The 20,074-nt window shown below is 59.8% G+C and carries 16 protein-coding genes; 11 read left to right on the top strand and 5 right to left on the bottom strand.

What is annotated here, in order from left to right; translation table 11 throughout:
• The first annotated feature begins 82 nt into the window (after window positions 1-82).
• The 4 genes from hutU to ABRP98_RS00985 all read left to right on the top strand — a co-directional run bounded on the left by hutU (window position 83) and on the right by ABRP98_RS00985 (window position 6,233).
• On the top strand, window positions 83-1,759 hold the full coding sequence (hutU, locus tag ABRP98_RS01000) for a urocanate hydratase (protein WP_349857068.1): 1,677 nt from the start codon (window positions 83-85) through the stop codon (window positions 1,757-1,759).
• A complete protein-coding gene (hutI, locus tag ABRP98_RS00995) occupies window positions 1,760-2,929 on the top strand; it encodes an imidazolonepropionase (protein ID WP_284769877.1) in 1,170 nt (389 codons plus the stop codon).
• A 46-nt stretch (window positions 2,930-2,975) separates the two neighbouring features.
• Window positions 2,976-4,847 carry a DEAD/DEAH box helicase gene (locus tag ABRP98_RS00990; protein ID WP_349857067.1) on the top strand — a complete coding sequence of 624 codons (1,872 nt, stop codon included), beginning with the start codon at window positions 2,976-2,978 and terminating at the stop codon, window positions 4,845-4,847.
• A gap of 147 nt (window positions 4,848-4,994) precedes the next feature.
• Entirely contained in the window at window positions 4,995-6,233 is a 1,239-nt protein-coding gene (locus tag ABRP98_RS00985) for an HNH endonuclease signature motif containing protein (protein WP_349857066.1), read from the top strand.
• Between the two features lie 8 nt (window positions 6,234-6,241).
• Here ABRP98_RS00985 and ABRP98_RS00980 read toward each other — a convergent pair whose 3' ends face one another.
• Genes ABRP98_RS00980 through putP form a run of 3 tightly spaced genes read right to left on the bottom strand, consistent with a single transcriptional unit; the run spans window position 6,242 to window position 8,914 of the window.
• Window positions 6,242-6,685 (bottom strand): DUF2269 domain-containing protein, encoded by a 444-nt coding sequence (locus tag ABRP98_RS00980; RefSeq protein ID WP_284851556.1) that lies wholly within the window; start codon window positions 6,683-6,685, stop codon window positions 6,242-6,244.
• Window positions 6,686-6,741: 56 nt separating this feature from the next.
• Window positions 6,742-7,308 carry an HNH endonuclease family protein gene (locus tag ABRP98_RS00975; RefSeq protein ID WP_349857065.1) on the bottom strand — a complete coding sequence of 189 codons (567 nt, stop codon included), beginning with the start codon at window positions 7,306-7,308 and terminating at the stop codon, window positions 6,742-6,744.
• 34 nt (window positions 7,309-7,342) lie between these two features.
• Window positions 7,343-8,914, bottom strand: a complete 1,572-nt coding sequence (gene putP, locus ABRP98_RS00970) for a sodium/proline symporter PutP (RefSeq protein ID WP_349857064.1) — start codon at window positions 8,912-8,914, stop codon at window positions 7,343-7,345.
• 180 nt (window positions 8,915-9,094) lie between these two features.
• On the opposite strand from putP, the gene ABRP98_RS00965 reads away from it, so the two are divergent.
• From ABRP98_RS00965 to ABRP98_RS00935, 7 genes are all read left to right on the top strand, one after another.
• On the top strand, window positions 9,095-12,112 hold the full coding sequence (locus tag ABRP98_RS00965; RefSeq protein WP_502878771.1) for a DEAD/DEAH box helicase: 3,018 nt from the start codon (window positions 9,095-9,097) through the stop codon (window positions 12,110-12,112).
• A gap of 4 nt (window positions 12,113-12,116) precedes the next feature.
• Complete coding sequence (locus ABRP98_RS00960; RefSeq protein WP_284769870.1) at window positions 12,117-12,938, top strand: SWIM zinc finger family protein; 822 nt, start codon at window positions 12,117-12,119, stop codon at window positions 12,936-12,938.
• A gap of 2 nt (window positions 12,939-12,940) precedes the next feature.
• Window positions 12,941-14,056, top strand: a complete 1,116-nt coding sequence (locus tag ABRP98_RS00955) for a metallophosphoesterase family protein (RefSeq protein WP_349857062.1) — start codon at window positions 12,941-12,943, stop codon at window positions 14,054-14,056.
• A 5-nt stretch (window positions 14,057-14,061) separates the two neighbouring features.
• Complete coding sequence (locus ABRP98_RS00950) at window positions 14,062-16,650, top strand: AAA family ATPase (RefSeq protein ID WP_349857061.1); 2,589 nt, start codon at window positions 14,062-14,064, stop codon at window positions 16,648-16,650.
• A 5-nt stretch (window positions 16,651-16,655) separates the two neighbouring features.
• Window positions 16,656-17,162, top strand: coding sequence for a MarR family winged helix-turn-helix transcriptional regulator (locus tag ABRP98_RS00945; protein WP_023026318.1), 507 nt, complete (start codon window positions 16,656-16,658; stop codon window positions 17,160-17,162).
• Window positions 17,149-17,469, top strand: a complete 321-nt coding sequence (locus ABRP98_RS00940; RefSeq protein ID WP_349836692.1) for a molecular chaperone GrpE — start codon at window positions 17,149-17,151, stop codon at window positions 17,467-17,469. The genes ABRP98_RS00945 and ABRP98_RS00940 overlap by 14 nt, the downstream gene beginning before the upstream one ends.
• A gap of 72 nt (window positions 17,470-17,541) precedes the next feature.
• Window positions 17,542-17,745 (top strand): hypothetical protein, encoded by a 204-nt coding sequence (locus ABRP98_RS00935; protein ID WP_005282344.1) that lies wholly within the window; start codon window positions 17,542-17,544, stop codon window positions 17,743-17,745.
• Window positions 17,746-17,803: 58 nt separating this feature from the next.
• Here ABRP98_RS00935 and ABRP98_RS00930 read toward each other — a convergent pair whose 3' ends face one another.
• Both ABRP98_RS00930 and ABRP98_RS00925 read right to left on the bottom strand, forming a co-directional pair.
• Entirely contained in the window at window positions 17,804-18,973 is a 1,170-nt protein-coding gene (locus ABRP98_RS00930) for an ABC transporter permease (protein ID WP_349857060.1), read from the bottom strand.
• A 3-nt stretch (window positions 18,974-18,976) separates the two neighbouring features.
• Complete coding sequence (locus ABRP98_RS00925) at window positions 18,977-19,876, bottom strand: ABC transporter ATP-binding protein (protein WP_349857059.1); 900 nt, start codon at window positions 19,874-19,876, stop codon at window positions 18,977-18,979.
• Between the last annotated feature and the right edge of the window lie 198 nt (window positions 19,877-20,074).

Raw genomic sequence — 20,074 nt, 5'->3', positions numbered from 1 at the left:
TCGCCAAGCCCCCGGGAGACAGCCCCGGGAAACCGGCCTTGGGGTAGGGCACGGCGTCGATAAGCACAAGCGAAAGGAAGCCATGTCTGAACCACGCGAAGTCCGCGCACCGCGCGGCACCGAACTCAACGCAAAATCCTGGCAAACTGAAGCGCCATTGCGCATGTTGATGAATAACCTCGACCCAGAGGTGGCAGAGCGCCCCGAGGACCTCGTGGTCTACGGCGGCACCGGCCGCGCAGCACGTAGCTGGGAGGCCTTCGATGCCATTGTGGAATCGCTGAAAGACCTAGAAAGCGATGAAACCCTCCTCGTCCAATCTGGCAAGCCGGTGGGCATCTGGAAGACCAATGAATGGGCACCGCGCGTGCTCATCGCCAACTCCAACCTCGTGGGTGACTGGGCTAACTGGGAACACTTCCGCAAGCTCGAAGACGAGGGCCTGATGATGTACGGCCAGATGACGGCCGGCTCCTGGATCTACATCGCCACCCAGGGCATCCTGCAGGGCACCTACGAGACCTTCGCGGCCGTGGCCAAGAAGCGCTTCGAGGGCAGCCTGGCCGGCACCCTGACCCTGACCGGTGGGTGTGGCGGCATGGGAGGTGCTCAACCGCTCGCCGTGACTCTCAACGGGGGAGCGGTGCTCATCGTGGACGTGGATGAGCACCGCCTGCGGCGCCGCCAGCACAAGCGCTACCTCGATGAAGTGGTCACCGACTTGGACGAGGCCCTGCGCTTGGTCCTCGATGCCAAGGAAAACAAGAAGGCCCTCTCCGTCGGCCTCGTGGGCAACGCCGCCGAGGTCTTCCCAGAGGTGCTGCGCCGCCAGCGCGCCGGGGAGTTCAAGGTAGACATCGTCACCGACCAGACCTCCGCGCACGACCCACTGTCCTACCTGCCCACCGAAATCACCGTGGATGACTGGCAGTCCGAGGCCAAGGCCGATCCCACGACCTTTACCAAAAAGGCTCGCGAATCCATGGCCGCACAGGTCCAGGCGATGGTGGAATTCCAGGACGAGGGTGCCGAGGTCTTTGACTACGGCAACTCCATCCGCGATGAGGCCCGCCACGCCGGCTACCAGCGCGCATTCGAGTTCCCAGGTTTTGTTCCCGCCTATATCCGCCCGCTCTTCTGCGAGGGAATGGGCCCATTCCGCTGGGCAGTGCTGTCTGGCGACCCAGAAGACATCAAGGTCACCGACCAAGCCCTAAAGGAGCTCTTCCCTGAAAACGAGCACCTACACAACTGGCTGGATGCCGCCGAGGAATACGTCGAGTTCGAGGGCCTGCCCGCCCGCATCTGCTGGCTCGGCTACAACGAGCGCCACAAGGCCGGCCTGCTCTTCAATGACCTGGTGCGCGAGGGCAAGATTAAGGCCCCCATCGTCATCGGCCGCGATCACCTCGATTCCGGCTCGGTTGCATCCCCGTACCGCGAGACCGAAGCCATGCTCGATGGCACCGACGCCGTCGCTGACTGGCCGCTGCTTAATGCCATGACCGCCGTATCTTCCGGCGCTACCTGGGTCTCCCTCCACCACGGCGGCGGAGTGGGCATGGGCCGCTCCATCCACGCCGGCCAGGTCACGGTTGCCGATGGCACCGATCTCGCCGCCGCCAAGCTGCGCGCCGTGCTGACCAATGACCCGGGCATGGGCGTTATCCGCCACGTCGATGCCGGGTACTCTCGCGCAGAGGAAGTCGCCAAAGAACGCGGCGTACGCGTACCCATGGAATTTAAGGCAAGGGATTAAATGAGCACACTTTTTACCGGAATTTCTGAACTCCGCACGGTTAGCGAGCACGGCACGCTTAACGATGCCGCCCTTATCGCCGACCACGGCACCATCGCCTGGATTGGCCCTGCATCTCAGGCGCCCGCCGCCGATGACCAGGTGGACTTGGGCGGGCGCGCCGTCCTTCCTGGTTGGGTGGATTCGCACACCCACATGGTCTTCGACGGTGACCGCTCCGCCGAGTTCGAGGCCCGCATGTCCGGCGGTTCCTACGAGGCAGGTGGCATCGCGGTGACCATGGACGCCACCCGGGAGGCGGGGGCGGACCGCTTGGATAAGCTCGTCGCCGAGCGCGTGGCCGCCGGCCGCCGCGGTGGCACCACCACCTTCGAGACCAAGACCGGCTATGGCCTCAACACGGAATCTGAAGTGGAAGCCGCCCGCGTAGCATCCCAGCACGTCGATGACGTCACGTTCCTGGGCGCCCACCTCGTGCCGCCGGGAGCGGATGCGGAAGACTACCTCGATGAGGTCGTCGGCCCGATGCTGGACGGCGTTGCAGAATACGTCCAGTGGATCGACGTATTCTGCGAGCGCGGCGCGTTCAATGAAGAGCAGTCGCGCCGGGTTTTGGAAGCCGGTAAAAAGTTGGGCCTTGGCCTGCGCGTGCACGGCAACCAGCTTGGCGAGGGCCCGGGGGTTAGCCTCGCGGTCGATCTCGGCGCCGCCTCGGTGGATCACGTGAACTACCTGAGCGATAGTGACATCGAAAAGCTCGCAGCATCTGAGACAGTGGCCACCATGCTCCCAGCCTGCGATCTTTCCACGCGCGAGCCTCTGGCGCCTGGCCGTGCGCTTCTCGATGCCGGCGCCACCCTCGCCATCGCCTCCAACCTCAACCCAGGAACGTCCTATACCTCGTCGATGAACTACTGCGTGACCACGGCCGTCCTGCAGCAGCACCTATCCGTCGACGAGGCCATCCACGCCGCCACCACAGGCGGTGCCACGGCGCTGCGCCGCCATAATGTGGGCAACGGCCTTGATCCTAAGGGCCGCCCCGCGAAGGGAACCCTGGTGGAGGGTGCGGCCGCTGACCTGCACGTGCTCGATGCTCCTAGCGCGGTGCACTTGGCCTACCGGCCGGGCATGCCGCTGAGCTACCGCACGTTCGTGGCGGGGGTATAGCGAGGAATGGAGTTTGCCGCCGGTATCGCGTAGGGTTGGACGAGCAATGAGCATTACCGATAACGCCACCGGCGGCGTAAACGAGCCGGAAGATTTTAATAAGTCGGAATCTCAGGACAACTCGCAAGGTGTCAACCAGGACACCAGGGCTGCGAATACTTCTGAGGGCACCGGCGCTGAGTCCAAAGATTCGGCCAACGACAACTCCCAGGGGTTCGAGCACCTCGGCCTGCCAGATAAAATTCTGCAAGCCGTTGCGAAAGTAGGCTTCACCACCCCGTCCCCCATTCAAGAAGAAACCATCCCGATTCTGATGGAAGGCCGCGACGTCGTGGGCCTTGCACAGACCGGTACCGGCAAGACCGCAGCCTTTGCGCTGCCGGTCTTGTCCCAGCTTGACCCGCAGGCGCGCCACCCGCAGGCGCTCGTCCTTGCGCCTACCCGCGAGCTGGCCCTGCAGGTTGCAGACGCCTTCCAATCCTTCGCGGAAACCCTGAAGGGAATCGAGGTTCTTCCCATCTACGGTGGTCAGGCCTACGGCATCCAGTTGTCTGGTCTGCGCCGCGGCGCCCAGGTCATCGTGGGTACCCCGGGTCGCGTCATCGACCACCTGGAAAAGGGTTCGCTTGACCTGTCCCAGCTGCAGTTCCTCGTCCTCGATGAGGCCGATGAAATGCTGAACATGGGCTTCCAGGAAGACGTTGAGCGCATCCTGGAAAGCACCCCGGACCGCAAGCAAGTGGCGCTTTTCTCCGCCACCATGCCTAATGCCATCCGCCGCCTGTCCAAGCAGTACCTGCACAACCCGGCGGAAGTAACCGTTAAGTCCGAGCGCCGCACCAACGACAACATTAAGCAGCGCTTCCTGCTGATTCCGCACCGCGCAAAGATGGATGCCTTCACCCGCATCCTCGAGGTCATTACCTATGACGCCATCATCGTCTTCTGCCGCACCAAGCACGAGACCGAAGAGGTGGCCGAGGCCTTGCGCGATCGCGGTTACAGCGCCGCTGCCATTAACGGCGACATCGCCCAGGCGCAGCGCGAGCGCACCGTCGATCAGCTCAAGGATGGCCGCCTAGACATCCTCGTCGCTACCGACGTCGCCGCGCGTGGCCTTGACGTCGAGCGCATCACCCACGTGGTGAACTTCGACATCCCGAACGATACCGAGTCCTACGTGCACCGCATCGGCCGTACTGGCCGTGCCGGCCGCTCCGGCGAGGCAATCCTGTTCGTCACCCCGCGCGAGCGCCGCATGCTGCGCTCCATCGAACGCGTGACCAATGCTCGCCTCGAAGAGATGGACCTGCCGTCCGTCGATGAGGTCAATGAGAAGCGCAAGGAAAAGTTTGCGCAGGCCATTACCCAGTCCATGGACAACAAGCAGGCCGATTTCTTCCGCAACTTGGTGCGCAAGTACTCGGAAGACAATGACGTCGCGATGGATGACATCGCCGCGGCCTTGGCCGTCATGCACCAGGGTGGCAAGAACTTCCTATTGGAAGACAAGCCTTTGCCCAAGCCAAAGAAGGACCGCCGCGATCGCGATGACCGCAAGCGCGACCGTGACTTCAAGGGTGGCGGCAAGAACCGCGGCGGCTCCAAGCGGCCGGATGGTGACTTTGAGACGTACCGGTTGGACGTCGGCAAGCGCCAGAATGTCCGCCCTGGTGCCATCGTCGGTGCTATCGCCAACGAAGGTGGCCTGTCTGCCAAGGACTTCGGGCGCATCACCATTGCGGTGGGGCACACGCTCGTGGATCTGCCGAAGAACATGGACCCGGCTGTGCTGGACCGCCTGAAGGATACCCGGATTTCTGGCCAGCTCATCAAGATTCAGAAGGATACCGGTCGCCCGCCTCGCCGTGATGGCGGCGGCGGTGGCCGGAAGCACGGTGGGCGCTTCCGCGACTAATTAAACCTCCAAAGGGCCTCTTTTTAGAGGCCCTTTTTTCATGCCCTGTGACCTGCGCTTTTACTATAAACGGGGGTAGTGTGTCAGGGTGGTTTTGTATGGTGTATGACGAAAGCATGTTCTAGTAAATCTCTCGAAAGAAAGTCCATGAATGCGCCATATTATGCCAATACCAATCCAGAAAATTCTACCTCCCGTGCAGCTACGGAGATTAGGAAGGCCGAATACCAGTTTTGGGAAAGGCTTCATCCTGGCCCGGATGACGATATCGAAATTATTAGCCAATCCCTGTCTGACTTAACTGGGGCGCGTCAGTCCCGCATTAGAAATATTATCTTCGCCTTCGAGCGGCTAAAGGAGTTGCCGCGACTGCGGGCCCGGCAAGAACAGCATTTTCATTTAGATTTAGACCGACTGATTACGATTGACCAAACCCTAGCCAAACTCGGCGCCATTGATGCGGAGAAGAAGTTCACTATCGATGACGCCCTGACCAACTACTTGACCCCAACTCGTCCCAATCAGAAGCTGCCCTCGCACCGAAATCTCCGCCGCAAGTTACGCGAGCTTATTGTGCGCCTCGATCCCTCTATTGCCGCGCGGGATCCGCGCCGCAAGCAAGCCTATAGCGTTGAACCTACAGGTGGGGAGTGGGCTGCGGTTTGTCTGGACGTCGGGTTAGAAACCGCGGAGATAATTGACCGCAATATTCGGGATATCGCTACGGAAAAGGATCTCACGATGGCTGAGGCCGCAGTGGAGCTGCTGACTGGAAAGGCGCAGGCAAAGGCCAAGGTCGTGTTGAATGTGTATCGCTGCGACCTGCCGGATGCACCCGCCTTTGTACAGAACTTGGGCTGGGTATCTCCGGAGACTGCGGATGACCTACAGGCTCGGGCAACGACGACAAGGGACATGGAGAAGTCCGGTCAGGCGGAAAGCTCTAACTACGTGACACCGCCGGATATCCGGGCGTTTGTGGAGGGCTTGGATGGCACCTGCCGGTGGCCAGGCTGCACGCGGCCGGCTGTGGCTTCCCAGATGGACCATCGGCACGACTTTGCGGATGGCGGTCCGACCTCGGCGGCAAACCTTACGTGCTTATGCCAACACCATCACAATATAAAGACCGATGGGAGGGCCTTTTATATCAAGGACCCGATAAGCGGGGACATCGTCTGGCTCTTTGATGACTCTACGTGGGTCTATGACTCCGCGAGTGGGCCGCTGGCCCCTAAGAACCGCAGGTGGGCGCAGACGGTTGCACAGGCGACGCAGAAGCGGAGGGAGAATGCGCATGCAGATGCACAACAGTTAAAAGAAGAACTTTGGGAAGAGTCCACCCATGAAAAAGGGGACAGTGATGACACTGTCCCCGAAGAGTAAATGGCTTCCTAGATGTACATCAAGATAAGGCAGATGATCCACAGGAGGTTGAAGACGCCGCCGAAAGCGGACAAGGACTTCTTAATGGAGCCCAGGTTGGCTGTATCGCCGGACTCTAGGGCTGCCTGCGCCGTGCGCTGCTTAGGAAGGATGAGGAAGAAGAGCAGGCACCACGCGATGATGGCCACGAGGATGGCGATGTGGAAGTTGACCTGGCTCTTGAAGGTTTCGATATCAGACAGGAAGACAGCAAGGCCAAGGACCGGCACGAGCGCGGAAATGTAGCCGTAAGTGTTGGTGATGTTGTGCAGGTTGCGGGCGGCACCGAGGGCCGTCTTATCGCCCTGCGCTGCGCGCTGCAGCTGGGTCTGGTAGATGGACGTGGAAATGCACACGGGGCCAAGCAGAACAATGGCCGCTGCCACGTGCAGGAAGATGAACAAAGTAGTCATGGAGGATGCCCTTCAGTTAAGAAAAGTTGCCTTGTTCACCCTAATCAATTTCCCTGCTAGAAATCGAACCGACATTGCCTTCTCATTGCACGCACGTCTGCGCGGGGCAACGGTAACTCGTAGTTCCGGGCGATTTCTGCGAGGCGCCGCGAGTAATCGCAGCGGTTGGCGGGCGGTAACCACTCAGAGGGGAGGGAATCAGACTTTTCCTGATTGAGCTTCCGGCTGGTCGCCACCAGATTGAGGGGATCGTTAGCAAAGCGGATCTTGGTGTCTTGGTCCCATTCTGCAGCCCCCAGGTCAAAGGCGGCGGAAAGCGGGAAGATGTGGTCGACCTCGATGGGGGAGGTCGCTGAAATCATCTCACCCGCGTAGGGGTCATAAATCGTGCCGGACTGTGGCCGGCATTCAGCGAAGTCCTCGCTGGCTTGGTTCTCCATGATGGCCTCACGCGTGGTGCATGCGCCGTTGGGCTGCCAGCCGCCAAACTCGTCGCGGTCGTAGCCCGGCAATTCCGCGCGAGCCGGCACGGTGGAGACATCAAAACGCGGAAAAGGCCACGCATACCATGCGATAACGAGAGCGGTTATGCATGATAGCGCGGCCAGGTAATAGGACTTCATGTCCTATTGGACTCCGCGAGGTGCGGGAAGGTTCCTACTTGTTATCGGAAACCTTTTCTGCTGCTTCCTCGAAGTCCAGGGAGTCGTCCTTCTCAACGAGCTTGGCAAGTTTCTCGGCTTCCTCGAACTCGTCCAGGACCTCCTGGTCTGGCTGCTTGGTAGCCAAGGTGACCAGAACGGTGACGATGAGTGCGGAGAAGAAGCCTGGGACCATCTCGTAGAGGGAATCGCCGAGCGGGGACATGCCCCAACCGATGGCGACGACTGCACCGGTGACCATACCGGCGATTGCACCGGTTGCGTTGAGGCGCTTCCAGTACAGAGCCAGGATAACGAGCGGACCGAATGCGGAACCGAAACCAGCCCATGCGAAGCCGACCAAGCCAAGAATGGAGTCGGACGGGTTGATAGCCAGGAGTGCGGCGATAACCGCGATGGCCACAACGGCGGTACGGGACAGGTTAATCAGGATGCGCTCGTCAGGCTTGCGCTTTGCGATGATGAGGTAGAGGTCCTCAATCAGGGAAGAGGAAACCACGAGCATCTGGGAGGACATGGTGGACATGATCGCTGCCAAGACTGCGGTCAAGATGAAACCAGCAGGCAATGGGTGCATCATGGCCTGAGCCATATCCAAGAAGATGGTCTCGAAGTTCTCTTGGTCAGTGATGGTCTCACCGAACTGGGTGAAGTACACAGTACCGGTAAGCGCAACGAAGATAGCGCCGATGACGGAAAGACCCATCCAAGTGATGCCGTAGAAACGGCCCTGCTTGGCGTCAGAAGGCTTACGCAGCGCCATGAAGCGCACGATGATGTGCGGCTGGCCAAAGTAGCCCAAGCCCCAAGCGGCGTTACCAACGATAACACCAGCGGAAACGCCGGCGAAGAGAGAGAAGTAGTTATCGTTTGGCTCGAGAGCGCCGTCGGTAGCGTAGCTGTTTTCGGTAGCGAAGGAGAAGATCGCGCCGGCATCGTCGAGAGCGAAAAGCGCCATGATTGGCACGATCAGCAGGGCGACGAACATCAGCATGCCCTGCATAGCGTCGGTGTAGGACACTGCCAGGAAGCCACCGATGAAGGTGTAGAAAATGGTCACTGCGGCGATGACCAACATACCGGTGATGTAGTCGCCACCGAAGGTGGACTCGAAGTAACGACCACCGGAGACCATGCCGGAAGAGACGTAGAAGGTAAAGAAGAAGATAATGATAACTGCGGAGATAATACGCAGCATGCGCGACTTATCGCGCAGACGGTTCTCGAAGAAGGAGGGGACCGTAATGGAATCGCCCGCAACCTCCGAGTAAGCGCGCAGACGCGGCGCAATCCACTTCCAGTTTGCCCATGCACCGATAAGGAGGCCGATAGGCATCCACAGCTCGGAAAAACCGGAAAGGAAGAGCGCGCCAGGCAGACCCATAAGCAGCCAGCCGGACATATCGGATGCGCCGGCGGAGAGAGCAGCTACGAATGGGTGCAGGCCACGGCCGCCCAAAACATAATCGTCGTATTCGTCGGTTTGTTTGTAGCTCCAGTAGCCAATGGCTGCCATTACGAGGAAGTACACAATCATCGCAATGACGTACCAAGTTGATTCTTGCACGTTTCACTCCTTGTAGTGATTTATCGGACATTAGTACGTTAACGGTGACTTAAGGATCACCCAAGCTAAAATTCAGCTGTGGCATAGATCTCCAGTGACGTTTTTCACCGTCTAACTGCGCAAAGACATGAATATAACGAGCTTGTAACAAAACTATACAGGGCTGCTATGCTGGCCGTTATGGCTTCTTACCTTGTGCATGGCCTTTGGCTGCCGGTTTCGGGGCTTGGTCTATGGATTGAGCAGGTAGAAGGGCACAAGATTGTTATGCCTTCGGCCGTGCCAGAAGGGACGTTTCCGCAGGCAATTGATGCCATCTTGGCTAAGAAGTCCTTCCGGAACCGGGCGCGGGTATCACTACGGACTCCAAAGGGCAAAGACGTCTCGCTCATGGTGCCCATGGCCATGTTTGCCCCAGAAGAAGCAGTAGAAGCCCTAGCCCAGCTAGAATACCTGGATCATCATCCACCGGCATCGATTGCCCCGGATCTGCACTGGCTCATTCACGCATATAGTGGCCTGAGCAAGTTTGTCCGCGCGGGCAGGGTGACGTTCCGGTTGGCGTACCAGGCCAACGAGTGGTTTCCCATGTGGCAGCTGGCCTCAGGTTTGGGTGAGCGCGGTTGGCTAGCAGAAATGATGGCCGCGGCCCCCGGGATTCTCCATATAAATAATAGAGCCCTTTCAGATGACCTAGCGGATGAACTGACGCATTGGATTGCCAACCGGGAATTGCAGCCGCTGCTTAATGAGCCCCGGCCCATGCCTTGGCACGACTTCGCCCGCGCATTGCTGACGACGGCCCCTATCCGCCGCGGCCGCGCGCAACTGCTGCGTGGGCTCAATGAATGGAAAAATTCCATTTACCAGGTGGAACTCCAACTCGTCTACATCGTGGAGGAACCGGAAGAACAGGATCCAGAAGACGCAGCGTGGCCGATTCGTGTGCGGGTGCGCTCTGGAACGGATTCGCCGCGGCCGGTATCGGCGGAGGAGCTGGATAGGGCGAGCATCGAGAAGCTGCGCGAAAACCACCGCAAGGCCGTGCATGCGGCACCGAGCCTGGGCCAGAGTACGCAATTGCCCCAGCCTGGCGACGGCGATTGGGATGTCTACCTGGACACGGAACAGCTCACGCAGTTTATTGCGCACGAGGTGCCCGAGCTGAAAAAGCGGGGCATTACCGTCATGCTGCCCAAATCGTGGGCGCAGATGGATACCAAGGCCAAGCTGGAAACCCGTGAGGCCAGGGACCCGGCCGAGGCCGCTACGAAGAAGCACATCGGCATGAATCAGCTCGTGGACTATAACTGGCGCATGTCCGTGGGCGATGTGGAGCTTACCGAGTCCGAGATGGACGAGCTGGTCAATTCCAAGTCCGGGCTCATCCAGCTGCGCGGCAAGTGGGTCATGGCCGATACCCAGGTTGTGTCCAAGGTTTCCTCTTATATGGAGGAGCTGGCGGATAAGTCCCGCGAGCGCGCCAAGAAGGAGCTCGAGCAGCTGGCGGCCTCGGCGGAGATGGCCAAGAAGCTAGGTGAGCCGGGCTGGCAGCAGCTCATGGCGGAGGTCGAGCGTCGCCGCGCGGAGTTCAACGAGAAGAGTGAGCACCAAGTCACGGTGGCGGAGCTGCGGGAGCTGGCGCTCGAGTCGATGGCTCAGGAGCCCATCGAATTTACCGGCAGCACGTGGCATACCGCGTTGCTCGGCGGCATGGATACGGTCGCACCTAAGCGCGTGGACATCCCGGAGACCGTGCATGCTGAGCTGCGCGAGTATCAGCGCACTGGCGTGGACTGGCTGTATTGGATGTCTCGTAACAATATTGGTGCCGTGCTTGCCGATGACATGGGGCTCGGCAAAACACTCCAACTACTGTCCCTATTGGCGGTGGAGAAGAAGCGCGGTGAACAAACCGGACCCACCTTAGTAGTCGCACCGACTTCCGTGGTGGGTAACTGGGCTCGCGAGGCGCGTCGCTTCGTGCCGGATTTCGAGGTCATGGTGCAACACGGCGCGGGGCGTCCGAGCGGGGAGAAGTTCCTCGAGGCCGCCGGAAAAGCAGATCTCGTCATTACTACCTATGGCACCGTGAGCCGAGATTTTAACCTCTTGGGCGAGGTGTCTTGGCAACGCGTGGTCCTCGATGAGGCGCAGGCCATTAAGAATTCGGCCACGCGTTCCTCCAAGGCGGTGCGATCGCTGCCCTCCGAGCACCGCGTGGCGCTGACCGGTACGCCGGTGGAAAACCGGTTGTCAGAGATGCGCTCCATCTTGGACTTTTGTAACCCTGGAATCTTGGGCACGGCGTCCTTTTTCCGAAATCACTTTGCCAAGGCCATCGAGCGCAATAATGATGAGGAGATGTCCGAGCGTCTGCGCGCGCTGACCGCGCCTCTTATTCTGCGCCGCGTCAAGACCGATCCCAATATCATCGATGACCTGCCGGAAAAGTCCGAGCAGATTCTTACGGTCTCCATGACCACAGAGCAGGCGGCTTTGTATAAGGCGCTGGTCAATGAGGTAAAGAAGAGCTTGGAGGATGCGACGGGCATCAGCAAGCGCGGCATCGTCTTGGCCTCCCTGACGCGCATTAAGCAGATCTGCAATCACCCAACGCATTATTTGGGAGATGATTCGCCGGTGGTCATCAAGGGCAAGCACCGCTCGGGCAAGGTGAAGGAGCTGATGCGGATTGTCGATGCCGCCACCGAATCCGGCGAGCGCCTGCTGATCTTTACCCAGTACAAGGCCTTCGGTGATATCTTGCAGCCCTACCTGAGCGGGCAGCTGGGCCACGAGATTCCCTTCTTGCACGGCGGGGTGACGAAGAATAAGCGCGATCAGATGGTGGAGGATTTCCAAGCCGAGGATGGTCCACAGGCGATGATCCTTTCGCTCAAGGCGGGCGGCACGGGGCTCAATCTCACTGCGGCATCGATCGTGGTGCACATGGACCGCTGGTGGAACCCCGCGGTGGAAAACCAAGCCACGGACCGCGCCTTCCGCATTGGTCAGCGCCGTAACGTGCAGGTGTATAAGATGATTACCGCTGGCACGTTGGAAGAATCCATTCAAGACATTTTGGATGGAAAGACGCAGCTGGCTGGTTCCGTCGTCGGCGAAGGCGAGGGCTGGCTCACGGAATTGGAGCCGGACCAGCTGGCAGAGCTCATGAGTTACCGGGGAAAGGAGTAAGCGGATGGCCGTTAAGGGCGATGACAATGTCATCTACGCAAACTTTGGTACCCGCAAGCGCGTGAGCACCCCGGATGAGGTCAACCATGTTGACCGCAGCGGGCGGCTACTGTCCAAGACCGCAGCCCGGATTTCTTCCTTTACCAGCCATGATGCGGACCGGGGACGGATTACCCGCGGGCGCCAGTACGCCGAAGGCGGTCACGTCGTTGGCTTGGAGATCCGCAACGGTGCCATCCATGGGCGCGTGGCCGGTTCCCAGAACGAGCCTTTTTCCGTACTCATCCAGCTGCCGTACCGCGATAATGACGATATTGCGGCACTCGCCGGCCAATTCGCGCGCACGCCGAATTCCGTAGCGAATGCGCGCAAGGGCCTGTTGTCTGAGGAAGCGCTGGATACCTTGTTTGCCAGCGAGGTCGAAGATCTGCGGCTATCCTGCACCTGCCCGGATTCCGCGTATGCCTGCAAGCACATCGTGGCGGTGGGAGATAGGCTCGCCACCCGCGCGGATGCGGATCCCGCCGTGATTTTCAATATGCGCGGGCTGGACTTTGCGCGCTTGGAAAAGGCCGTCATGGAGCAATCGCAGCAGGTCTCTCGAGAAAGCTTTGGAGCTAGCGATTTATCCGCGGAAGAAAAGAACGACGTGTTCTGGAATGGCCGCGAGATGCCTAAACTGCCGCACCCCAAGGTTGCCCCAGCGCTGGAAGATTCCGATCCGGACCTCTTGCGCAAGGCCCTGCGGGCCGTATCGCATACCAATATTGACCTCTTGCGGGCCGTGTCCGATATTGAAGACCTCTACTACCACTTAACGCACTGATTATGATTGCAACGACCTTTATCCACACGTCCGACTTCCAGCTGGGAATGACCCGCTGGTTCTTGAAGGGGGAGGCGCAAGGTCGTTTCAACGATGACCGCGAGTCCGCCATCATGCACCTAGGCCAGCTCGCGGAGGAGGTCGGCGCGCAGTTCATCGTCGTGGCGGGCGATGTATTTGAACACAATGCGCTCTCCCGAGAAATTTTGGCCCGCGCTACCGAGATGTTTAAGCGCTTGCCCGTGCCGGTGTATGTGCTGCCGGGAAACCACGATCCGCTGGTCGCGGACTCGGTATTTTATCGCACCAGCGCGGATAACGTGCACGTCATCGCGGATTCAGAACCCATCGCGGTGGGCAAGGGCGTGGAATTGGTGGGGGCGCCGTACTTGTCCAAACGCGCCAACCACGACTTGGTGCGCCAGGCCTTGGAGCCGCTCGAACCCACGGAGGGAATCCGGATTGCTGTGGGCCATGGACAGGTGGATTCGCGTACTAGCGGGGGAGATGCCGATACCATCGACTTGGAATTCGTAGAGCAGTGCTTGGAGCGTGGGGTGATCAATTACTTGGCGCTGGGCGATACCCACTCGACGGCCAGCCTGGGAAAGACCGGCCGCGTCTGGTTCTCTGGGAGCCCGGAGACCACGGACTTTAAGGAATGCTCCACCGGTGGCGGCGAGGCCGATTCCGGGAACGCGCTGGTGGTAAGGATTGAGGGGGAAGACATAGACATCGATAAGCGCAGCATCGGGCGCTGGACGTTTGAAGCCCTCGATGCTTCCGTCAATTCCACCGAGGATGTCGAACGCTTCCTGCGCAGCTTGGAAGAGTATCCGGATAAGGTGCGCACGGCGATTAAATACAGCCTGCAGGGGACCCTCGGCATTGCGGCGCACGCCCGGCTGCAGCGTGGGCTGGATGAGTTGGAGGCGGTCTTTGCCTCGCTGCGCCCGCGCGAGCGAACCATGGACCTGTTCTTGGAGCCTAGCGAAGACGAACTAGCCAACCTGGACATTTCCGGCTATGCCGCCGACGCCCTGCAAGAGCTGCTGGAAAACCGCGAGGATCCGGTGGCCCGCGACGCCGCCAACCTGCTATTTCGCTTGGAAGGATAAACCACATGCGCATCCACAGCTTAGAAATTAAAAATGTCCGCGGCATCGAGCATTTAGTGTTGGATGACCTTCCAGAAACCGGGGTGGTGGTCATTCACGGCGAGAACGAGGCCGGTAAATCCACCCTCGTGGAGGCCCTCGATGTGGTGCTGACGGAAAAGCACACGGCGCGCCCCAGCGGTATCCGGGATCTGCAGCCGGTGGGCAAGGACGTATCGCCGGAGGTCATTGCGGATATTTCCGTGGGGGAATACCGCTTTCGCATTGCCAAGCGCTGGCTGCAGAAGAAGTACTGTGAGCTGGCCATCTCGTCCCCGCGCCACGCACAATATACAGGCCGCCAGGCCGATGACGAGCTGGAACGGATCTTAAGCGAGAACATGGATCGCCAGCTTCTTGATGTCCTCTTTATGCGCCAGGATGACTCCAATGACGCTATCTCTGCAGTGGGCATTCCCTCGTTAACGCAGGCCCTCGAGCAGGAGTCCGGCCTGGCAGAGGACGAGGTATCCGGCGATGATTCCCAGCTTTTGGGCAAGGTAGATACGGAATACAAGCGCTACTACACCGAAAAGACGGGCAAGGCAGCCGGCGAGTATAAAAAGGCCCAGGAGACTGTGGAGCGTGCCGAGCAGGAGTTGGAGGAAGCTTCCGCTGCGGTGCGCGGGCTCGATTCCGTGGTGGAGCGCTACGAGCACCTGGAACGCCAGCAAGAAGAAGCCGAAGCGCAGCTACCCGCGGCTCGCCAGGACCTCGCCGAGAAACAAGCCGCCGCGGACGAGGCCGTAAAGGCCCAGCACCAGGTGGATGCGCACAAGGCGGAGCTCACCCGCGCCAAGGAGGATTTCCAGCGCGCGAAGGACGCGCAAACACAGCGCCTGGAGATGGCCGAGGCACTCGAGGCCGCTGGCACCGCACAGTCGAGCGCCGCGGATAAGCTCGCGGCCGCTCGCGAGAAGGCCACCGAGGAAAACACGCAGAAAGAAGCGGTGGAAAAGAAGCTGGCCGCCGCGAAGGAGGACTACGCCACCGCGCGCACAACGCTCAAGCAGGCGCGGCTGCATCAGGATAAGGAGACCTTTAAGCGCCTGGACAAGCGCCTGCTCAAGGTTGAGGAACTGGCTCGTGGCGTGGAGAAGACACAGGCGGAGATCGCCCAACGCGGGCGCGAGATGACCGCCGCGTACGTCGAGGAACTCCGCAAGGCGGATGCCGATCTCGCCTTGGCCAAGCGCCTGCACGATGCCACCGCCGCTAAGGTGGAATTTTCTGGGCCGGAGGGCGCGGAGATTGGAGTTGATGGGACGCAGGTGGACATCGGCAAACAGCCTGCAATTGAGCTTGTCGATGGCCGCGAGATCACCATCGGCGATATCACCGCCCGCTTCGTAGCCGGTGCGTACTCTTCCGATAAGACCCAGCGCGAGGTGGATCAAGCTGAGGCGCGCTTGCAGGAGCTTTTCGATGCCACCGGTGTCGAGTCCATCCCCGCCGCCGAGGCCCTGCTTAAGGCGCACTCCGAGCAGAATGCCGGGTTGGATGCCGCCACGCGCAAGCTCGAGGGCGAGCTGGGGCCGGATGATTTGGGCGAACTGCGCGCCCAGCACGCGGCGCTGAAGGAGAAGGTTGCCGGGCTCGATGATGCCCCGGCCAAGGATTTATCCGCTGCAGAAGAAGCGGAGGAAGAAGTGCGCGAGCTTGTCGATGCCCTCGACCGCGAGCTCATTCCCTTCCGCGATAGCCGCATCGCCCACGACGTGGTGCGCCTGGAAGCCGAGCTCGAGGCCGCCACCGAGAAGGCCGAGCGCGCCGAGCGCGAGCTGACCGAAGTGCGGGAGAAAACCTCTGATGCCGGCTTAGCAGAAGAGGTAGAGCGGTTGGGTGCGCTGGTGGAAAGGCTGCAGGAACAGCTATCTGAGATGGAGGCCGTGGACCTAGCCACCGCTCAGAGCTTGGTGGAGGGCGCGCAATCGCACCTGGAGTACCTGCAAAATCAGGTGCAAGATTCCAAGGTGGAGCTGGGCAAGCTGTCGAGCGAGATTAATTATCACTCCGGCGCGGCAGAGCGCGAGCAGCAGGCGCAAGCGGAAGCAGAAATGGCGCAGGCAGTGCTAGAAAGCGTGGAAAAGCGCGCGCTGGCGGCACGCTACCTGCGCGAGCTGCTGCTCAAACACCGCGATGCCGCGCGCCAGCGCTATGCCGAGCCCTTCGTGGCGGCACTCGCCCAGCTGGCCCGCACCATCTACGGCGGGGATATCAGCTTTGAATTGGCAGACGATCTCTCTGTTACCGCGCGCACCCGCGATAATGAAACGGTGGCCATGACCAGCCTGTCTGGTGGCGCGCGCGAGCAGCTGGCCATCCTTACCCGCTTTGCCATCGCGCGCTTGGTGGCGGGGGAGGGAACCGTGCCGGTCATCGTCGATGACGCGCTGGGTTCTACCGACGCACACCGCCTGCAACTCATGTCCACTTTGTTCTCACAGGTGGGCCGCGAGAACCAGGTTTTGGTCTTTACCTGCATGCCGCAGCGCTATTCCCGGGTGCCTGGGCGTAGCGAGCGCGACATTGCCATGCTGAAGGGGGTAATCTAGTCCTTATGTCTGAACAAACCCGCTGGTTAAACGATGATGAACAGGAGCTATGGCGCCTATTATTGGCTGCGACCCGCAAGATAGATAGGGGCATGGACGAGACCCTTAAGGCGGGCGGGGAGATCTCCGTCTCCGAATTCGCGGTCTTGGTATCCCTTTCGGAAGCCCCAGATCAGCACCTGCGCCTGCGCGACCTGTGCACGGAGCTGGCTTGGGATCGCTCGCGCGCCTCCCACCAGGTCACACGCATGGAAAAGCGTGGGCTCTTGGTCAAGGAAAAGACCACCGATGATGGCCGCGGGGTCAACGTGCACATCACGGAGGCTGGGCTCCACCACCTCGAGCGCGCGGCCCCCGAGCACGTGGAATCCGTCCGCCGCTTGGTATTCGACCACCTCCACGAGGATGACGTTCCCGCACTCAAGCGCTTTTTCCATGGGGTATTACAGGTAAATAATATCCCTGGCTATTCGGGATTCGTCCCGGATTCTTTATTGAATGGAGGAAAATAATACCGCCATGATGGGACAAGAACTTTTCGAGCACCCTAAAAAGCAGCATAAAGCGTATGGCTTAACGGCCTTGGGTGAGCTGGGCCAGCGCATTGGTGACCCAGAGGCTTTTGCCGAGGACCGTGCCGATGCCGATCAGCTTGCCGCGATGGAGGAAGCCCTGGAAACCTATCCCGATTCTGCAGTGACCTTTGATGAGGATGCCGATGCCTGGATTGTGGGTGCGGAAGAGGATATCGAGAAAATGTTCGCGGACCGCGAGGCATTCCTTGAGGCATTATTAAATAACGAAGATCCGGGGATCTAATGCCACCGCGGAGACCATAAACTGTTAAGATACTTTTAGTTAATCTTCGGTGAAGCGAGAGGTTTTATCATTATGAACGAGCGCGAGGCTCAAGAACAACGCGAGGCGGCAGCCCGCCAGCAATCCGAGGGCTGGGTTTCTGTTTTTGTCCAGTGGATTCCCTGCATGCTGCTGGCCCTAGTGCTGGTCGGCGCCATGTTCTTTGGCATGTACTACATCGAGCACGGCACCCTGGATATCACCCAGCCGATCACCAACGAATTCATCGTTGAGTAATCCTGCGCAGTAGAAAAATCCGGCCTCCCCTTGGAAAGTGGGAGGCCGGATTTATTTTTTATTTCTTGAGCGCCTGGCGCCAGGTCATCTTCTTGCCATTATTCAAAATGGCACGGCGGTAGATGCGCGCGACAAAGATGAGAATCAGCACGGTAACAACAGCGAGGACCGCATAGCTTCCCGCCAAGCCCAGCCAGCTCATATTGCCGCTAGCAACTTGGAGGGGAGCGACCAACATGGAGATCGGCGGCACCCAGCCCATCACCTGCATCCAGGTGGCATCCAAGTTCGTCCAGCCAAACATGGTGATATACATGGTGGCAAAGACAAGGAGCAGGATGGGCATCTGCGTTGATTGCAGATCCTCGGTGCGCTGCACCATGGAGCCAGCTGCGGCATAGAGACTGCCGAAGAACAAGAGGCCGAGGATTTCCCCGACGAGGAGGGCAGCGATTAGGCCATAATCGAGCTGGATTTCGCTCGCTGCGCCAGTAAATGCCAGGGAGGCTACGCCGCCGGCCAGAATGAGGAAGGTGCCGAGCAGCCCGATGATGGTATTGCCAATGACCTTGCCGGCCAAGAATTCCACCGGGCGCACCGTGGACAGGATGATTTCCACCACGCGCGAAGACTTCTCTTCGGTAACGCGGCCGCCGATGAGCCCGGCGAAGGTCATGATGGAAAAGACCACCACCATGGAGGCGATAAGGACGATGGCGACATTGCCCATCTGTTCTTCGGAGGACTCATCGGCTTCCAGATCTACCGCGGTCACTTCGGCTGATGGGGTGGCGGCGGCAAGCTCTTGGGCATCAATATTCAGCGTATTTAAGGCCTCTGCCTGCGCCTGTGCTGCGACCACCTGATTGATCGTGGTGGAGATGGTGGTGGAGGCAGTGCCATTAGCCAGAAGCTCCCACCCCTCGTCGCCGGCGGGCACGAGCGCGGCGTCGACATCGCCGGCATCGATAAGCTGCACCGCGCCATCCCGGTCATCGGCGGCCTGGGCCTCCAGCCCGGAATCAGCGAATGCGTCTGCCTCCATGCCCACCACGGCGACGGAATCTGGTTCATCGTCACCACCGGAGAGCAAGTCAATGATAATGGGGGTGGCGATGGCACCAATGATAAGCAGCAGCATCATGATGACAACGGATTTGGTCTTAAGAGCAACCGCCATTTCGCGCTTGGCGACGGTCCCTATGGTCTTCATTGCCGAATACTGCATGGGCTAGGCCTCCTCGGTGGTGGTGCTGGTGACGACGTCTTGGAAAAGCTCGGTAAGGTCTGGGACCTTGAGGCCGAAGGAGTGAACAGGGCCAGCGGCCATGGCAGCGCGCAAGATGGCTTGGTCATCGGTGCCGTCATCAGCTTCGAGCACCACGCCCTGGTCAGTTTCCTCAACCAAGTGAGTGCCGTCCGGGTACCACCCGCGCGCAGGGGTGTCCACCGCATAGCGCGAGGCGCCTTGGGTGCGCAGCTCGTCTACCGTGCCTTCTGCCACCATGCGGCCTTGCGTGACGATGCCCACGTGATCGCACAGGCGCTGCACCAAGTCCAGCTGGTGGGAGGAAAAGATGACAGGCACCCCGCGCGCGGCGCGCTCGCGCAGCATGTCAGACATGACATTGACCGCGACGGGGTCCAAGCCGGAAAAGGGCTCATCCAAAATCAGCATATCGGGGTCATGGATGAGGGAGGCGGCCAGCTGCACGCGCTGCTGGTTGCCCAAGGACAAATCATCCAGCTTGTCGTTCTGGCGCTCACCCAACCCCAGCAGCTCTAGCAGTTCCGTGCCGGATTTCTGGGCGGCCTGCTTGCTCATGCCATGCAGGGTGCCCAGAAAAGTCAGCTGGCCAAGCAGCGGTTCCTTGCCGTAGAGGCCGCGCTCTTCTGGCATATAGCCAATGCGGCGGCGGTTATCGTCATTAATGGGGGAGCCATCGAAATATACCTCCCCGGAGTCTTTCGCGAGCACGCCCAGCGCGATGCGCATGGTGGTGGACTTGCCCGCACCATTGGAACCGACGAAGCCGAAGATTTCGCCCTCCTGCACGCTAAAAGTCATATCCCGCAGCGCGCGGACGCTGCCAAAAGATTTATTGAGATGGTCAATTTCTAAGGTGGGCAAGGTTTGTCCTCCATGGTGTGCCTATACTGCATAACTTTCGTGGTTCTAGATACCTTAGTATTTCACAAACCTAATAGTTTTTCTATGGAAATGGCACGCGTAGCGAAACCCCCTCGCTGGCAAAGTGAACTGGCCCCCGAAAGTTGGACTGGTTTAATTCTAGGCGATGAGGGGTTCAAGGGTCTGATTCCGATATTG

It is taken from the genome of Corynebacterium sp. KPL2838, from assembly GCF_040225455.1.
Lineage (GTDB): Bacteria > Actinomycetota > Actinomycetes > Mycobacteriales > Mycobacteriaceae > Corynebacterium > Corynebacterium rhinophilum.
The sequence above is the reverse complement of the archived record's forward strand: the minus strand, read 5'-3'. Positions and strand labels throughout refer to the sequence as shown.

Bases quoted from the DNA above. Each gene is read 5' to 3' on its own strand.
- hutU (WP_349857068.1), top strand. From the start codon at position 83: ATGTCTGAACCACGCGAAGTCCGCGCACCGCGCGGCACCGAACTCAAC.
- hutI (WP_284769877.1), top strand. From the start codon at position 1,760: ATGAGCACACTTTTTACCGGAATTTCTGAACTCCGCACGGTTAGCGAG.
- ABRP98_RS00990 (WP_349857067.1), top strand. From the start codon at position 2,976: ATGAGCATTACCGATAACGCCACCGGCGGCGTAAACGAGCCGGAAGAT.
- ABRP98_RS00985 (WP_349857066.1), top strand. From the start codon at position 4,995: ATGAATGCGCCATATTATGCCAATACCAATCCAGAAAATTCTACCTCC.
- ABRP98_RS00980 (WP_284851556.1), bottom strand. From the start codon at position 6,685: ATGACTACTTTGTTCATCTTCCTGCACGTGGCAGCGGCCATTGTTCTG.
- ABRP98_RS00975 (WP_349857065.1), bottom strand. From the start codon at position 7,308: ATGAAGTCCTATTACCTGGCCGCGCTATCATGCATAACCGCTCTCGTT.
- ABRP98_RS00965 (WP_502878771.1), top strand. From the start codon at position 9,095: ATGGCTTCTTACCTTGTGCATGGCCTTTGGCTGCCGGTTTCGGGGCTT.
- ABRP98_RS00960 (WP_284769870.1), top strand. From the start codon at position 12,117: ATGGCCGTTAAGGGCGATGACAATGTCATCTACGCAAACTTTGGTACC.
- ABRP98_RS00955 (WP_349857062.1), top strand. From the start codon at position 12,941: ATGATTGCAACGACCTTTATCCACACGTCCGACTTCCAGCTGGGAATG.
- ABRP98_RS00950 (WP_349857061.1), top strand. From the start codon at position 14,062: ATGCGCATCCACAGCTTAGAAATTAAAAATGTCCGCGGCATCGAGCAT.
- ABRP98_RS00945 (WP_023026318.1), top strand. From the start codon at position 16,656: ATGTCTGAACAAACCCGCTGGTTAAACGATGATGAACAGGAGCTATGG.
- ABRP98_RS00940 (WP_349836692.1), top strand. From the start codon at position 17,149: ATGGAGGAAAATAATACCGCCATGATGGGACAAGAACTTTTCGAGCAC.
- ABRP98_RS00935 (WP_005282344.1), top strand. From the start codon at position 17,542: ATGAACGAGCGCGAGGCTCAAGAACAACGCGAGGCGGCAGCCCGCCAG.
- ABRP98_RS00930 (WP_349857060.1), bottom strand. From the start codon at position 18,973: ATGCAGTATTCGGCAATGAAGACCATAGGGACCGTCGCCAAGCGCGAA.